The 14,953-nt window shown below is 63.5% G+C and carries 17 protein-coding genes; 3 read left to right on the top strand and 14 right to left on the bottom strand.

The genetic code is table 11. The annotated features are described in order from the left end of the window. Positions 1-11: 11 nt before the first annotated feature. From rpmF to KEM60_RS09680, 7 genes are all read right to left on the bottom strand, one after another. Complete coding sequence (gene rpmF / locus KEM60_RS09710; RefSeq protein WP_219107303.1) at positions 12-206, bottom strand: 50S ribosomal protein L32; 195 nt, start codon at positions 204-206, stop codon at positions 12-14. Between the two features lies 1 nt (position 207). Further along, complete coding sequence (locus tag KEM60_RS09705; RefSeq protein ID WP_219107302.1) at positions 208-804, bottom strand: DUF177 domain-containing protein; 597 nt, start codon at positions 802-804, stop codon at positions 208-210. Between the two features lie 133 nt (positions 805-937). Beyond that, on the bottom strand, positions 938-1,432 hold the full coding sequence (coaD, locus tag KEM60_RS09700; protein ID WP_219107301.1) for a pantetheine-phosphate adenylyltransferase: 495 nt from the start codon (positions 1,430-1,432) through the stop codon (positions 938-940). A gap of 54 nt (positions 1,433-1,486) precedes the next feature. Then, the gene (locus KEM60_RS09695; RefSeq protein ID WP_219107300.1) at positions 1,487-1,942 is read right to left on the bottom strand and encodes a hypothetical protein; all 456 of its coding nucleotides are present in this window, start codon (positions 1,940-1,942) and stop codon (positions 1,487-1,489) included. A 152-nt stretch (positions 1,943-2,094) separates the two neighbouring features. Continuing rightward, on the bottom strand, positions 2,095-2,685 hold the full coding sequence (gene rsmD, locus KEM60_RS09690; RefSeq protein WP_219107299.1) for a 16S rRNA (guanine(966)-N(2))-methyltransferase RsmD: 591 nt from the start codon (positions 2,683-2,685) through the stop codon (positions 2,095-2,097). A gap of 12 nt (positions 2,686-2,697) precedes the next feature. Then, positions 2,698-4,896, bottom strand: a complete 2,199-nt coding sequence (locus KEM60_RS09685; protein WP_219107298.1) for an ATP-dependent DNA helicase RecG — start codon at positions 4,894-4,896, stop codon at positions 2,698-2,700. Positions 4,897-4,930: 34 nt separating this feature from the next. After that, complete coding sequence (locus tag KEM60_RS09680) at positions 4,931-6,553, bottom strand: DAK2 domain-containing protein (RefSeq protein ID WP_219107297.1); 1,623 nt, start codon at positions 6,551-6,553, stop codon at positions 4,931-4,933. Between the two features lie 279 nt (positions 6,554-6,832). Between KEM60_RS09680 and rpmB the strand changes: the two genes are divergently transcribed. Then, entirely contained in the window at positions 6,833-7,027 is a 195-nt protein-coding gene (gene rpmB / locus KEM60_RS09675) for a 50S ribosomal protein L28 (RefSeq protein WP_219107296.1), read from the top strand. Positions 7,028-7,205: 178 nt separating this feature from the next. On the opposite strand, the gene thiL is transcribed toward rpmB, so the two are convergent. After that, a complete protein-coding gene (gene thiL, locus KEM60_RS09670) occupies positions 7,206-8,219 on the bottom strand; it encodes a thiamine-phosphate kinase (protein ID WP_370626345.1) in 1,014 nt (337 codons plus the stop codon). An 83-nt stretch (positions 8,220-8,302) separates the two neighbouring features. Between thiL and KEM60_RS09665 the strand changes: the two genes are divergently transcribed. After that, positions 8,303-8,536, top strand: coding sequence for an Lrp/AsnC family transcriptional regulator (locus tag KEM60_RS09665; RefSeq protein ID WP_219107295.1), 234 nt, complete (start codon positions 8,303-8,305; stop codon positions 8,534-8,536). 3 nt (positions 8,537-8,539) lie between these two features. Further along, a complete protein-coding gene (locus tag KEM60_RS09660) occupies positions 8,540-9,037 on the top strand; it encodes a DUF3515 family protein (RefSeq protein ID WP_370626352.1) in 498 nt (165 codons plus the stop codon). 9 nt (positions 9,038-9,046) lie between these two features. On the opposite strand, the gene KEM60_RS09655 is transcribed toward KEM60_RS09660, so the two are convergent. From KEM60_RS09655 to KEM60_RS09630, 6 genes are all read right to left on the bottom strand, one after another. Next, positions 9,047-9,550, bottom strand: coding sequence for a YbaK/EbsC family protein (locus tag KEM60_RS09655; RefSeq protein ID WP_255574436.1), 504 nt, complete (start codon positions 9,548-9,550; stop codon positions 9,047-9,049). A 74-nt stretch (positions 9,551-9,624) separates the two neighbouring features. After that, entirely contained in the window at positions 9,625-10,746 is a 1,122-nt protein-coding gene (locus tag KEM60_RS09650) for a D-alanine--D-alanine ligase family protein (RefSeq protein ID WP_219107294.1), read from the bottom strand. Positions 10,747-10,814: 68 nt separating this feature from the next. Continuing rightward, the gene (locus tag KEM60_RS09645) at positions 10,815-12,200 is read right to left on the bottom strand and encodes an amino acid permease (RefSeq protein WP_304502149.1); all 1,386 of its coding nucleotides are present in this window, start codon (positions 12,198-12,200) and stop codon (positions 10,815-10,817) included. Between the two features lie 208 nt (positions 12,201-12,408). Next, positions 12,409-13,410, bottom strand: a complete 1,002-nt coding sequence (locus KEM60_RS09640; protein WP_219107292.1) for an NAD(P)H-dependent glycerol-3-phosphate dehydrogenase — start codon at positions 13,408-13,410, stop codon at positions 12,409-12,411. Further along, positions 13,407-14,156 carry a 1-acyl-sn-glycerol-3-phosphate acyltransferase gene (locus KEM60_RS09635; protein ID WP_255574433.1) on the bottom strand — a complete coding sequence of 250 codons (750 nt, stop codon included), beginning with the start codon at positions 14,154-14,156 and terminating at the stop codon, positions 13,407-13,409. The genes KEM60_RS09640 and KEM60_RS09635 overlap by 4 nt, the downstream gene beginning before the upstream one ends. 385 nt (positions 14,157-14,541) lie before the next feature. Further along, on the bottom strand, positions 14,542-14,940 hold the full coding sequence (locus KEM60_RS09630; RefSeq protein WP_219107291.1) for an HU family DNA-binding protein: 399 nt from the start codon (positions 14,938-14,940) through the stop codon (positions 14,542-14,544). Positions 14,941-14,953 lie beyond the last annotated feature (13 nt).

Genomic DNA, 14,953 nt, shown 5'->3' with positions numbered 1-14,953 from the left:
GGCCTGACGCGTCAGGCCTGGTGCTCGGAACGCTCCGCAGCGATGTAGTGACGCCCGTTGTAGCTGCCGCAGGACGGGCAGGCCACATGGGGCATCTTGGGGGACGAGCAGCGCGGGCAGTCAGCCAGCGCGGTCGCCGTCGTCTTCCAGTTGGCGCGGCGCGAACGGGTGTTGGACCGCGACATCTTCCGCTTCGGGACGGCCACGTCAGTTCCTCTTCTCTTGAGCGATGTGTGGGCTGCTGGTGTCGCTTCCCTCGCCAGCGGCGAGGGACTGGAGCGACGCCCAGCGGGGGTCGATGATGTCATGCCCGTGATCCGGATCGGCAGTCAGAGACTGACCACACTCAGAACACAAGCCCGGGCAATCCGGCCGACAGGTCGGCTGGAACGGCAATGCAAGCACGACCGCGTCCCGGAGCACCGGCTCAAGGTCCAGTAAGGAACCCTCAAGCACGCACTGATCGGTTTCGTCGTCCCCCAGCTGCTGGTGATGGGCAGCGCGGTCCGCATAGGCGAACAATTCCAGGAACTCGGCTTGCACAGGCAAGCTGACCGGCTCCAGACATCGTCCGCAGGCACCTTCAGCAACGGCATCTACCGTCCCCGAGGCGAGCACGCCCTCCAGCACCGATTCCAAACGGAGGTCGACATGGATCACATCGCCCTCCGGGACGGCGATGACATCCGTGCCCATCTCCATGCTCAATTGCGCATCGACATCGAAAATTTCCATGGACCCGGCTCGACGTCCGAGGACCCTGGTGTCAAACACCAGGGGGCTGCGAGGGTCGGGGCTGGTCATGGCATCCACATCGTCGGCGTAACTGAGCATCAATCGGCAGTGCCTGACGACACAGACCGACGCACCACGATACCGTCGCTGAGGCAGGCTCCCCAAATGCAACGGTGACGGGCAGGTTGCAGGCCTCCCTCGCTCAGGGGAGGCAGCGAGCGCGCAGGGCTTCGTGCACCCGGGGAGTCACCAAACCGGAGATATCCCCACCAAACCGGGCTACCTCTTTCATCAACGAACTTGAGACCTCCGTGTAGGCCGGATCTCCCGGCAAGAACAGCGTCTCTACCCCTGACAGGCGCCGGTTCATCACCGCCATCGGCAACTCGTAGCTGTAGTCGGTCTCCCCGCGCAAGCCCTTCACAATGGCACCGATCCCCATCTCAGCGCACACATCGACCAACAGCCGGTTTTCAAAGACCAAGGCCTGCACCGTAGACAGTCCAGCGTCGGCCAACTCGGCGTCAATCAACTGCAATCGTTCCTGCGGAGTGAACAATCCCTCCTTCGCAGGGTTATGCAGGACAGCGACCACAACTTCGTCGTACAACACGGCAGCGCGCCTGATGATATCGAGATGACCCAAGGTCACCGGATCGTAGGAACCTGGGCAGACACAACGTCGGGTGATGCTCACCCCAGGACGCTAGCAGCGCTGGCGGACCCGACGAGACGGACGACAGCAGAGCGGTCAGGCTGCCCTGTCCTGCAGATCGGCTCGCACCGCGTCCGGTGAGGGATGACAGAGCGCATCGCCGTTACGCAGGATCGCCGTTGGCACGATCTCCGCACCACCATTGACATCACGCACAAACGCCGCAGCCTCATCGTCGGCCCAGACGTTCACCCACAAGATCTGGTCGGAGACTGACCGCAACGAAGACCGTAGCCGAAGACAGCCCAAGGAGCCCGGCCGCCAATAGACCACGATCGCCCCGTCTCGCACATGTCGCTGCTGAGCATCCCAATGAGTCAGCGACGGGTCAGCCCGCAACGGGGAAGCCACCCACGCCCCCACCAGAGAGACCAACAGACCGACCGCGCCCACGAGGAAATGTCCCAAAGCGCCTGCCACCAACAGCAGCACGGCCCCAGCGGCAGCCCAGATGACGGCATGACGCCATCGGGCCCGTTGCGATCTGCTCACCTGCGGGACTCTACTTGGCGGCCATGTCATGACATGCCCCTCATGGGCCGGTGTGGCCGCTTCGTAATCGAGACGCAATCTAAGGCACCCTGTGCACACCATTGCCCGGCCATCTCCCGGTCACCCCGCCTTGGCCAGTTCCCGCTCACCTCTTATTCCGGCACGCGACCAGGCTCAGCGAACCACAGCACCGTTTCGCCGTACCGGCGCTCGTCCCACCGCATCATCCCCTGCGGCCACAGCGGCTCCGGCGAACGCACCGACCGCTCCACCACTACCGTGGCTTGGTCAGTCAGCACGCCGTGACGTGTCAGGAGGAGTAGGTCTTCCGCCAGATCGGACTCCGCAAGATCGTACGGGGGGTCCGAGAGCACCAGGTCGTATCCTCCGCGTGTCCCAGCCAAGAAACGATGTACCGGCTCTACCGCGATATCCCAATGCATCTTCCGACCAGCGCCAGATAACGCCCGCCCCACCGTCTCGACGTTGGCTCGGACCACGTGGGCGGCCCGACGGTTGTGTTCAACGAGAGTGACAGCGCAGGCACCCCGGGAGGCCGCCTCCAGACCGAGGGCCCCAGATCCGGCGTACAAGTCGAGCACGTGCGCCCCGTCCACCGCCCCCAGGTGTACCAACCGGGAGAACAGTGCCTCACGCACCCGCTCACTGGTGGGGCGGGTGCTGCTACCCCCAGGTGTCGCCAAGCGCACCCCACCGGCTGCTCCAGCCACCAGACGTGTCATCGTCTTCCCTTCTCAGCCGCGCTCAAGGAACGCGGCACGTTCAGCATCAACCATCCGTCCTGCAGCGGCTGCGAGGGCTGGGTGGCCGGTCAGGTCAGGGTCTACGGCGACCAGCTCCGCGGCATCACGTCGTGCTGCGGTGATCACCTTCTCATCGGTCCGGATCCGCAACACCCGCAGCGAGGAGGCACGTCCTGCCTGGCGTGCTCCTAGGACGTCCCCTTCCCGACGTAGCTCTAGATCAAGTCGAGACAGGTCGAATCCATCAGTGGTGGATGCCACCGCGGCTAAGCGTTCTCGGGAGGTCTCGGTGGTGGATCGGGTGACAAGCAAACACAGGCCAGGTGCGGTGCCTCGGCCGACTCTGCCGCGTAACTGGTGGAGTTGGCTCACGCCGAAACGATCCGCGTCGAGGATCACCATCACCGTGGCGTTGGGGACGTCCACCCCGACCTCGATGACGGTGGTGGCGACGAGCACATCCAGGTGTCCCGCCGTGAAAGCAGCCATCCGGGCGTCTTTCTCCTCAGCGGACAGTCGGCCGTGCAGCAGGTCGATGTTCAGGTGAGCGAGGGCCGGGTGTTCCCGCAGCTCGGTGAGGGTCTCCACCACACTCCGCGGTGCAGTGTCGTTGTCGGTGAGCTCTTCGGAATGTTCCCATTCAGGGTGGGGCATCTCTTCATCAGGACTGACCGGGGCGTCGTCGTCCTGTTCCCCGATGCGGGGGCAGACGACGTACACCTGATGACCAGCCTGCACCTCTTCAGCGACGCGTTCCCAGATTCGTTCGTACCAGCGGGGGTTGTCGACGACATGGGTGGCGATGGGGGATCGTCCCGCGGGGACTTCATCCAGCACCGAGGTGTCCATGTCACCAAACACGGTCATCGCGACGGTCCGGGGAATCGGAGTCGCGGTCATGACTAAGACGTGTGGGGAACGACCGGCGGCAGCTTTACCTCGGAGCGCATCGCGTTGTTCGACGCCGAAGCGGTGCTGCTCATCAACCACCACCAGGCCAAGGTCGGCGAAGTGGACCGAGTCCTGGATCAGCGCGTGGGTTCCCACGACGATGCCCGCTTCTCCGGAGGCGACCTGAAGGAGAGCTCGGCGGCGTTGGGCAGTGGACTGGCTGCCGGTGAGCAGAGCAACTCGGGTGCCCTGGTCCGCTCCGCCGAGAAGTCCCCCCTCGGCCAGGTCGCCCAGCATGGAGGTCATCGACCGGTGGTGTTGGGCGGCCAGAACCTCAGTTGGAGCGAGCAGCGCTGCCTGTCCCCCGCCGTCGACCACCGCAAGCATGGCGCGGAGAGCGACGACGGTTTTTCCGGAGCCGACATCGCCTTGAAGCAGTCGGTTCATCGGGTGCTCTCTGCGCAGGTCATGCAGGATCTGTTCGCAGACCCGCTCTTGGCCTGTGGTCAGCTGGAAGGGAAGCCGAGCATCAAACCTGCGCAGCAATCCGTCTGCTGGCGGCACCCTGGGTAACGCCACGGCACGGGCCGCCTCGGCACGACGACGGGCCAGGACGGTCTGCAACACGAACGCTTCTTCATATTTGAGAGCGTGCAGGCCGCGGTGTCGTTGCTGCTCGTCCTGCGGCAGGTGCACCCACCGCATCGCTTCGATCAAGGAAGGCAGGTGGCGTCGAGCACGAACGTCGGTGGGCACAGGATGGTCAGGTTCTTCCACGGTGAGGAGCACCTGTTGCACCAATCTGCTGATGGTGAAGGAAGGGAGTTTCGGCACGTCGAGATAGACCGGGAAGACCTGTGAGTCATCAGGGAGGACCGGAGTGGCTTGCGTGGGATCCCCAAAGAGTTCGTACGCCGGATGCGCGAGTTGCCAGCGACCGCCGTAACGGCCCACCTGGCCGGCGAAGATGCCGTGGGCACCAGGGATGAGTCGACCCTCATGTCCGTAGGCAGAGAAGAAAGTGAGGTCGATGTGTTGGCCACTTGCGGTGCGTACTGTGGCGGTGAGCATTCGGCCACGGCGGGCCCGCATGCTCCGGGTGGCGGCGGTGATCACTTCCCCGACGAAGGAGATGGGATCGCCGATGTGGAGGGATTCCAGGTCGGTCTGCCGGTCCAGGTAGCGACGGGGTAAGAACCACAACAGGTCTTCAACGGTGTGCAGGTCGCGGTGGGTCGCTAGGAGGCGTGCCGCTGGGGCGTTGATGGCTCGGGTCAGCGGGGTATTGAGGGTCACCATCGGCCTGGGTTGCCTCCGTGGTTGTCGGCATGTCTCATTCGAAACCGACCTCTACCTCGTCATCGTCGAGGTCTCCGGGGTAACAGACGACGTCCAGATGGGGTCGGTACTGAGCGAACAGGTCTGATAGCTCGGCTGTCAGGTTACGGGCTGTCGGCCCGTTTCCGGTCACGATCGTGGCAAGTTCATGATCCTCAGCACAGAGACCGGACAGCATGTCGGCGGCGGCAAGGCTGAGGTCGTCGTACGTCGTTGCGGTCCAGCCAGCGATACTCAGTGCCACGTCCCCTGCGGGGGTACGACGAAGCCGGGCCGAGATACAGGATGCGGCGGCGGCCTCCATAGCGGTGCAGGCGTCCTGCATGGGTGAAGCAGGGTCGTGTACGGCGAGAGCTGCCAAGGCCCTGGTGACGCTGGTGGTCTCGATGATGGCTACCGTGCCTCCCTGGCCGGAGGACGACCCTTGGGCCAGGGAGATGATCTGCCGACTGTCAGGGTGGTGGATGACCAGGAGTGTGTCGACGGTCGGTGATCCTGTCCCAGCAAGCTCTGGCGCGGTGAGGAGATCGTGAAGCTGCTGTGCAGTGTGGACTGCGGGGATCGCATGCTCGGCGAGAGCGGCGCTGAGTCGTCGACCTGTGATGAGGGCGACGTATCGAGTGGCAGGATCTTGGCGGTCTTGACGCTGCCCGCGCTGCGGGGACGCGCCATGCCCCGGCCCGGTCAGCGCGGTGATAGTCACCTGGGTCGGAGTCGCGAACCGGCTGGCGATGTTGAGAGCCTCTTCGGGGTCCTCGCAGTGCAGGTGAACGCGGACAGCGTCTGGACCAGCGGCCACGACCACACTGTCTCCGTGACGGGTCAGGGCATCACGAAGACGGTTTTGGTCGGATGTCAACAAATGCGACAGTTGATACATGACTTCGTAGCCGTGGACTTCAGGCAGGTGCCGGTCGAGCGCGAATCGGGCGTGCCGGCCATCAAGGGGCATGGGTCGTGCGGCTCCGGCAGGGAGGAGAGTGGCCCCAGATAGGACGTCCTCAAGGGCTTCGAGGAGGATCACCAGCCCAGCGCCACCCGCGTCGACGATCCCAGCGTCAGTGAGGGCGGGAAGTTGGCTGCGAGTGCAGGCCAGCGCTACCCGCGCTGCAGCGTGCGCGGCCGTGCTGGTCGCGGCCAGATCGCCGTCGTCCTGAACGGCAGCGAGGGCACCGTCAGCGGCAGCATCGATCACGGTCAGCATGGTGCCTTCCACGGGGTCGCCCAGGCAGGAACGGGCATGCCGCCGGGCTCGGTCCAGTGCTGCGGCGACGGCGGATGTCGACAATCCGCGGGTGTTTGCGTCGGGTTCTGCTGCGGTGACCTCAGCGACTCCGCGCAGGATCTGGGCGAGAATCATTCCCGAGTTTCCCCTGGCAGACAGCAACGCCGCTGCTGCCATCTCCTGCGCAGATGCGACCATCCCGGTCGGCGCTAAGAGAGCGGCGTGGCTGGCTGCCGTGAAGGTCTGGTACAGATTGCTTCCGGTATCGCCGTCAGGGACCGGAAAGACATTGAGTTCATCGATATCCTTACGGGCTCGTCGGAGTCGGCACTGCGCAATGGCCAGCCATTGTCGCGCCGCACGTGGGGTTAATCGGCCCGGATAGGCACTCACCGCCACCTCCTATCAGTCCGTCATGCTGCCTTGATGCTTTGCCCAACCCGTGGGGACACGCTTCGGGACAGGGAGAAGGGTATCGGGAGGATGCTGTGTCCCCTGGTCAAGGGAGGGGTGTCTTCCTAGGCTGGGTGGCGTCATTCCTGCGCATTTGGGCAAGTGCCCGGGACTCGGCTACGCTTGACCGGTTCCCTGTGGGCAAGCCGCGCTATGACAAGCCGGGTGCGTCACAGGGGTTTCTGACGTTGATCATCACGTTCCTGCTAGGAGATTCCTGTGGCTGCCAACTGCGACGTCTGCGGCAAGGGGCCGAGCTTCGGCCACAACATCTCGCATTCGCACCGCCGCACCAACCGCCGCTGGACACCCAACATCCAGCGGGTCAAGGCGTTTGTCGGTGTGACCGGAAAGACGCCGAAGCGACTGAATGTCTGCACCTCCTGCCTGAAGGCTGGCAAGGTAAAGCGCTGACGTTCCCTTCACGACTGACGCCGCTCCCGCAGGTTGGGAGCGGCTTTTGTCGTATATCGGCACGATCTGCTGGCAGCCACGCCAGGAGGCCGCTGCGCTCTGCAGCACGCCCTCCCCCGCTCTACAACCATGATCTAGGCGCCTCGATCATCACCGCGTGATGGACCTCCCGGTGACGTCAACCGGCGAAATGATCCCAGCCCCGCATCACACAGGGTGCACCATCCAACTGGACCCCAGCGCCCGGTGACACCGCACCGATACAGCGAAAATCACCGGGCAATGACACCTCGGCAGGGAAAATCGCCAACAGCGAATGCTCCTCACCACCGCCGAGGACCATCTCCCAGGCGGTATCCACCCCCAGCACCCCAGCAATCAGGTCGACGTCCGTCGTTAACGCTGCGGAGTTGAGGGACAAACAGACGCCACTAGCAGCAGCCACTCTCCCTGCGTCACGGACCAAACCGTCACTGATATCGATCATGGCTCTCGCCCCGGCTACCGCGGCACATGGTCCCGCATGCACGGGGGTCACCGGGGCTCTATGGGTTTCTATCAATTCCCGGGCCACCCCAGCCCATCGCCCTGTCAGGGGCGACGACACCCCTTCTGTTAACAAGGTCAAGCCTGCGCCGGACCGCCCCAGGCTTCCTGAGACAGCGACCACATCACCCGGGCGAGCCCCCGACCGCAGCACCGCGCGTCTTCCCTGAAGATCACCCAGCGCAGTCACTGACACCACCACCGCACCCTGACCGGCGCACCCAAGGTCACCACCGAGAACCGGGCATCCCGCAGCCGCAGCCGCCGCCGCGATCCCCGTCGACACATCCACCACCCACTCCACTGTGGTGTCCGGATCGGCGAGCAGGGTCACCACCACCCCTGCCGGGACTGCTCCCATCGCTGCCACGTCTCCCAGATTCTGCGCGATGACCTTTCGCCCCACATCGATGCCGCTAGACCAGTCATCGCGCCAGTCCACCCCTCGAACCATCGCATCCGTGGTGATCACGACCCGACCCTCGCTGAGTCCCATCACTGCGGCGTCATCCCCCGGTCCGACAACCATCCGCTCATCGTCATACCGCATCACCGGCATGATCACCGACAACAGCTCTTCCTCGGAGAGATCACGCAAGCGAGTCGGCCGGTCGGTACGGGCAGCGTCAGCAGGAAGCATTGTCATCCGATCCATGGGTTCACAGCGGGCAAGCAGGGTAGCGTGCTGACCACGAAGACACATCCCGAGCCGACACGTCAGGAGACATCATGGTCCAGGCCTACATCCTCATCCAGACGGAAGTAGGGAAGTCCTCCGTGGTGCACGCCGCCATCACTGAACTGGACGGGGTCGTCAACGTTGCTGAAGTGACCGGACCCTACGACGTGATCGCCCACCTGGAAGCCGAATCCATCGAAGCGCTCGGCAAACTCGTGATCGCTCGGATCCAGGAAGTCCCCAGTATCACCCGCACCACTACCTGCACCGTCGTTCACGGCTGACCGCTGAGCCACACCACCGCGTCGCCCCACCACCGGCCTCGACGATCGATCATCCTGAGCCTTCTGGGCGTCTTTGTCCTGTGCGCCGTAGGGTTCGGGGTATACCAGGCGCTGCCAGGCGGCCCAGAGGTGCGTCCAGCCCGCCGCGGGGACTCTGCCGCATGCGCCGCAGTGGGCAGGCACTGGCCAGCCTCCGTCGGCGGGATGGAACGCATTGACCTTCCGGACGATCCTGCAGGGGCAGTCGGCTGGGGTGATCCAACCATCATTGCCCGATGTGGCATGGACAGCCCCAGTCCCACTACCGACGAATGCATCGATGCGAACGGCATCGGGTGGGTGGCCCGCCCCTTGCCTGATGGGATGGCCTTCGTCAGTTATGGACGTGACCCTGCCATTGAGGTCCTCGTCCCGCGTCAGTACTCACCGGAACCACTGATCCTCGGAGCGTTCGCTGACGCAGCCCGCGCCCTGCCGGACACCGGTCACCACTGCCGATGACCGTTTGCGTCACTGGCGTGGCAGCAATCCTGGGGTGTCCCGGGATGATGACCGTACGACGGCCTCCGTACCTGCCGTGATGACTAACAGGTCGGGGTAGGTCAACGACATCAGACTGTCAGCAGTCCCCGCCGCAGCCCATATTTCCTCATACGCCTTAAGTTCGACGTCAACCACGGTACGCAGGCGTCGCGGATGACCAGTCGGAGCTACCCCACCGATGACCTGCCCCGTGGCGGCGCGTACCTGCGCGGGCGTCGCTCTTCCGACCCGATTCGCTCCGAACACCGCCGCAACTTTGTCGGTATCGACCTTGGCCGCTCCGCTCGCCATGACCAGCACTGCGTCACCATCAGCGTCGAAGATCAAGCTGTTAGCAATCGCCCCCACTGGACAACCGAGATACGCCGCAGCCGCCGCAGCCGTCTTAGTCTCCTCGTGAAGGACCCTGATCCGAGGGACCACTCCGGCTTTTTCCATCGCAGCGGCCACTGCGATTTGCCGTTCGTGCACGACATCTCCTTCCGCCTCGGATCGGTCGATCCGAGGCCTGCGCCACCACTGTCCCAAAGACCAGCAGCTCAGTTTCACCGCAGCCCAGTGCGCCGTTCCAGAGCCAGCTCGATCAGTTCGCTGATGAGATCGGTGTAGGAGATTCCAGCTTCCTGCCACAACCGTGGATACATAGAGAACGGAGTGAATCCCGGCATCGTATTGATCTCATTGATGATGATCTGGCCTTGCGGGGTGTAGAAGAAATCAACCCGCGCTAGACCCTCGCATCCAGCAGCGTGAAAGGCCCGAATTGCTTGCTCTCGAATATGCTCCGCATCCGCCTCAGGCATCACAGCCGGACAGGACAACCGCACGTCATCCCCATCGAGGTATTTAGCCTCAAAGTCGTAGAACGCGTGCCCCTGCTCGACGACGATCTCACCCAGCGGGCTCGCCCGATCCGGCTCCCCGTGATGCCCTTCCAGAACGCCACACTCGATCTCCCGACCGAAAATGCCTTCCTCGACGATCACTTTCGGGTCATGCTCTCGAGCTGCTTCAACCGCAGCCCGCAACTCTTCAGCATGCTCGACCCGAGTGATCCCGACACTTGACCCAGCCCGACATGGCTTCACGTACAGCGGGAATTGCAACTGAGCACAGCGATCCAGAGCAGCCTGAGAGTCACGGCACCAGTCCTTGTCAGTGATGACCTGATACGGACCTACGGTCAGGCCTGCAGCGGCAAACACCACTTTCATGTAGTGCTTGTCCATCATCACCGCGGACGCAAGGACTCCCGAACCGACGTACCGGACATCGGCTAAGTCCAGCATCCCTTGTAGGGTGCCGTCTTCACCGAACGGGCCGTGCAACAGCGGGAAGACCACCTCGACATCGCGTAAACCTGCGCCATCGGCGTCGTGGCCAACAGCACGAAGTCCCCTCTCCTCTTGGGACAGCGGCACTGCCACCTCCACCCCCTCACCGAGGACCTGGGGCAGTTGCGAGCCAGAGAAGGTCAATGCGGACAGGTCCCCGTCGTGGACCAACCACTTTCCCTCGCGGGTGATCCCGATGGGCACCACCTCATAGCGGTCGCGGTCAACAGCCGCCATCACACTAGCGGCAGTGACACAGGACACCGGGTGCTCGGAGGAACGACCGCCGAAGACTAGGGCCACACGGGGCTTACGGGGCTGTTGTGTGCTCATCGCAGAGCACTTTACGCGGTCCTCGTGCACCTCCTGCCACCACTGATTACGGATCGGGACGGGCAGCATCACTGCCGGCTCAGGTCCGCCTCTTCCAACCGCACCATCTGGGACGACGTGGCCCATTTGTGGCCGAACCACAGCGCCAAGAACAGCGGGAGCCCAATGTATGACGACGCCAATTCGTGCCACTTGATCCCGCCGACGAGCGCCTCATAGTTTTGCCCCACGATCACCACGGCACACATCGTCAAGGCGACGATTGGTCCGAGGGGGAACCAGCGAGCCCGGTAGGGCAGATCTGCGGGGTCATGCCCCTGGGCCACGTAGGCCCGCCGGAAGCGGTAATGACACCACGCAATGCCCATCCAAGTGATAAAGCCAGCCAACCCAGACGCATTGACCAGCCAGGTATACGCCTTCCCTTCACCCATCAGGCTAGTCAAGAAACACAAGCCCCCGACGGCGGTCGTTGCCAGCAGCGCCGGCATCGGTACGCCTCGAGAGTTGGTGTGGGAGAGGAACCGCGGTGCTTTCCCGTCCAACGCCAGTGCATACAGCATCCGGGTCGAGGCGAACATCCCGGAATTACCCGCGGACAAGATGGACGTCAGGATCACGGCGTTGAGCAACGTAGCCGCTCCCAGCACCCCGGCACGTTCGAAGACCAGGGTGAACGGAGACACTGCTACCGTCTCCACTCCCTGCTCTAGCAGGCGGGGATCGGTGTATGGCAGCAAGAAACCGATGACGGCGATGGCACCGATGTAAAACAGCATGATCCGCATGAAGACCGCGCGGATGGCCCGCGGGATCGTCCGTTCTGGATGATCGGCTTCACCTGCAGCGACAGCGATCAGTTCTGTTCCCTGGAAGGAGAATCCCGCGATCATGAAAATCGCCAGCACAGAAGCAGGACCACCGACAAAGGGCGCCTCGCCTGTGGTCCAGTTGGACAGCCCCGGTGAGGGGCCAGACAAGATACCCAGGATCATCAGCACTCCGATGCCCAGGAAGACCAGCACGGTGATGACCTTGATTCCGGCGAACCAGAACTCGCTCTCCCCGAAGACTCCGACACTGGCGGCGTTTAACAAGAACAGGATGGTCAGGAAGAGCGCGGACCAAATCCAAGCCGCGCTGTCCGGAAGCCAATACCGCATCACCAAGGAGGCTGCGACCAGTTCGGCAGCGACGGTGATGGCCCAGTTGAACCAGTAGTTCCACCCGGTGGCGAACCCGAAAGATGCGCTGACGAAGCGGGTACCGAAGGCCTCGAAAGAACCTGCCACCGGAAGGTAGGTGGCCATCTCACCCAGGCTCTGCATCAGCAGGAAGACCATGACCCCGATACCGGCGTAAGCCAGCAACGCACCACCCGGACCGGCCTGGCTAATGCTCGCTCCGGACGCCACGAACAGTCCGGTACCGATCGCCCCACCGATGGCGATCATGTTGAGATGCCGAGCTTTCAGCTCACGTTTGAGCCCGGATGGCTGCTGCGCCTCGGCAGAATCAGCACGGTCTGTGAGAGGGTCGTTGGTCGTCATCGCATCGTCCACCGTCGTTGATCTGATACCACGGTCATGGTTGGACCATTCTGGTCGACCGAAAGGTGTGCTCCACGCCACAGGCTTCTCGAGCCGGTCCCTGAACGACCAGTCATGCCTTCTCAGCCTTGAGTTCCCGGGCCATGAGGGAGCCAGCAATCAACGCTGGGTGATGGCCGTCATGGACCACCGCCACCACGGATTCGACCAGTGGAACGTCGACTTGGTGCGCTTGAGCCAGGGCCAGGAGCGAACCGCAGGAGGTGACCCCCTCTGCCGTCTGCCGTGTGGCGGCAATCACATCGTCAACTGTGCGTCCTTGCCCAAGGGCCACCCCGACCGTGTGGTTCCTCGACAGCGGGGACATGCAGGTAGCGATGAGATCTCCGACTCCAGCTAAACCTTGGAAGGTGCGCGGCTGCGCTCCCAATGCGATCCCCAACCGCACTGTCTCAGCCAACCCACGAGTGATCAGAGTCGCTTTGGTGTTGTCGCCCAACCCCAGCCCCTCCGCCATTCCCACAGCGAGTGCGACCACATTTTTAGTCACCCCACCAAGTTCACAGCCCACAACGTCAGTGTCGGTGTACGGCCGGAAGGAAGGAGTCGCCACGGTCTGCGCGATCAGCTCAGCAGTGGCTGCCCTCGAGGAAGCAATCACACTGGCTGCTGGCTGGCGGGCAGCGATCTCGTGCGACAAGTTGGGCCCAGAGAGGACTGCGACCCGTGCTGGGTCGATCTGGGCGACCTGGGTGATCAACTCACTCATCCGCAGTGTGGTCCCCACTTCAATGCCCTTGGCCAGCGAAAGCACCAAGGCGTCGTGCGGAATGAGTTGTCCCCATTCTTCAAGGTTCTGCCGTAACCGCTGGCTAGGGATCGCCAAAATCACGATCTCAGCGTCAGCGAGCGCCGCTGCGGGGTCTGAGGTGGCGTGGAGTCCATCCGAAAGAGGCACGTCGGGGAGGTAATCCGGGTTGACTCGGCGGGTGGTGATGGTGTCGGCAAGTTCGGGTCGGCGAGCCCAGAGGCGCACCGGGGACCCGGCATCGCACACCACGGTGGAGAAGGCCGTTCCCCAGCTCCCAGCCCCCATGATGGTGACCTGTCTCATCGTGTCTCCTCGCAGCTATCTCGGGGAACTCGACGCTTGGCTGCCAGGTCCCACCTTCCTGGGGGCATTTTCTCGCCTCGGATGTGTTCTAGTTCGTGGGTGATGGCGTCCAGGATGCGCGTCGTGGCTTGGCGCAGCAGCGGTCCGTCCACGTCTTGGTCGATGAGGTCGTCCAGTTGGAGCGGGTGGCCGACGCGCATGTAGCTATTGACCCGCAATCCCCCGGTGTGACGGCGACGGTGGCGGATGAATTGAGCACCCCATTGGGCCAGCGGCACGACTGGTCTGCCGGTGGCGAGCGCGATCCGAGCAGCGCCGGTTTTGCCGGTCATGGGCCACCCCAAAGGATCGTAGGTCAGGGTGCCCTCTGGGAAGATGACCACGCATTTACCATCTTCAATGGCTTGGACGGCGTCGTGGTAGGCCGCTACTGCGCGCGACGTACCGCGGTGGACAGGGATCTGGCCGGCGCCGCGCATGAAGGGACCCAGCAGTGGTGCCCGAAAAAGCGATTCCTTAGCCAGGAAGTACGGCGGATAACCGTGGTCGAATAAGAACCGGGCGACAGCAAGTGGGTCCGCTTGGGAGATGTGGTTGGCACAGACGAGGAATCCTCCTCGTTCAGGCAGCTTGTCCGCTCCCTCCCAGCGGTCCTTGGTGCAAGCATGAATGCTGTTGCGGACGAGGAACATTCCGAAGCGGTAGGTCGAGGACAGACCATCCTGCTGCGGCTTGTAAACCGTCAACGGGCTCCTCCTGGCGGGACGGCACGATGAGCCGTCGGAATTCGTCGCGCCCGACCCGATGCCGGGGCAGATCAGGTGTCAGAATCCCACGGCAGGCCCGCCCCCAGGGAATCCGGTGCTCGTCTCCACCCCACCAGCGCGCCCTGACAGAGAGCATCAGCGCACGTCACAGGCATGGACGATGGTTCAGAACATCTCAACTTCGGGGGTCGCGATTCGAACGCAGAGCATGCCGGTCATCGCAGCCATGACTCAGCGTCATCACGGAGCACCGACGAGTGCCGCGCCCCCGCATGAGGGTGCGGCACTCGCCACGCCAGCAACTCCGGCAGCTGGGGCATCGACCGTCACGACGGATACTCCATCGCGGCAGTAGCGCCTGAGGTCAAGCGGACTTCTTGGTGCGCTTGGATTTAGCTGCGGCGATGGCAGCCTGCGCCGCAGCGCGTACTTCCGCTGCCGTTCCTGCTGCGGCACGTGCTGCAGCGGGCCCAGACTCGGGCAGGGTCGCCGGTTCTGCGACGTACATCTTGAAAGCGGTTCCGGGACGGAACTTGGGCACCGCAGTGGATTCGATCCGTACCGACTGCCCCGTCCTCGGGTTCCGGCCGGTGCGTGCCGCGCGGTCTGCGCGTTCGAACGTCCCGAAGCCGGTGATACCGACCTTCCCGCCGCGAGCAACCTCGCGGATGATGATGTCGAAGATGGCCTCGATGGCTTCGGCGGCCTGCTTCTTCCCCCCAAGTCGACTCTCAAGAGCGTCGACCAGATCAGCCTTGTTCACGTTCTTCCTCTCC

This window comes from Austwickia sp. TVS 96-490-7B, assembly GCF_019331795.1.
In the GTDB taxonomy this organism is placed as follows: domain Bacteria; phylum Actinomycetota; class Actinomycetes; order Actinomycetales; family Dermatophilaceae; genus Austwickia.
This window is presented reverse-complemented; position numbering and strand designations above follow the sequence as displayed.

Bases quoted from the DNA above. Each gene is read 5' to 3' on its own strand.
- thiL (WP_370626345.1), bottom strand. From the start codon at position 8,219: ATGACAATGCTTCCTGCTGACGCTGCCCGTACCGACCGGCCGACTCGC.
- KEM60_RS09705 (WP_219107302.1), bottom strand. From the start codon at position 804: ATGACCAGCCCCGACCCTCGCAGCCCCCTGGTGTTTGACACCAGGGTC.
- KEM60_RS09685 (WP_219107298.1), bottom strand. From the start codon at position 4,896: ATGGTGACCCTCAATACCCCGCTGACCCGAGCCATCAACGCCCCAGCG.
- KEM60_RS09645 (WP_304502149.1), bottom strand. From the start codon at position 12,200: ATGATCGCCATCGGTGGGGCGATCGGTACCGGACTGTTCGTGGCGTCC.
- KEM60_RS09650 (WP_219107294.1), bottom strand. From the start codon at position 10,746: ATGAGCACACAACAGCCCCGTAAGCCCCGTGTGGCCCTAGTCTTCGGC.
- KEM60_RS09665 (WP_219107295.1), top strand. From the start codon at position 8,303: ATGGTCCAGGCCTACATCCTCATCCAGACGGAAGTAGGGAAGTCCTCC.
- rsmD (WP_219107299.1), bottom strand. From the start codon at position 2,685: ATGACACGTCTGGTGGCTGGAGCAGCCGGTGGGGTGCGCTTGGCGACA.
- KEM60_RS09640 (WP_219107292.1), bottom strand. From the start codon at position 13,410: ATGAGACAGGTCACCATCATGGGGGCTGGGAGCTGGGGAACGGCCTTC.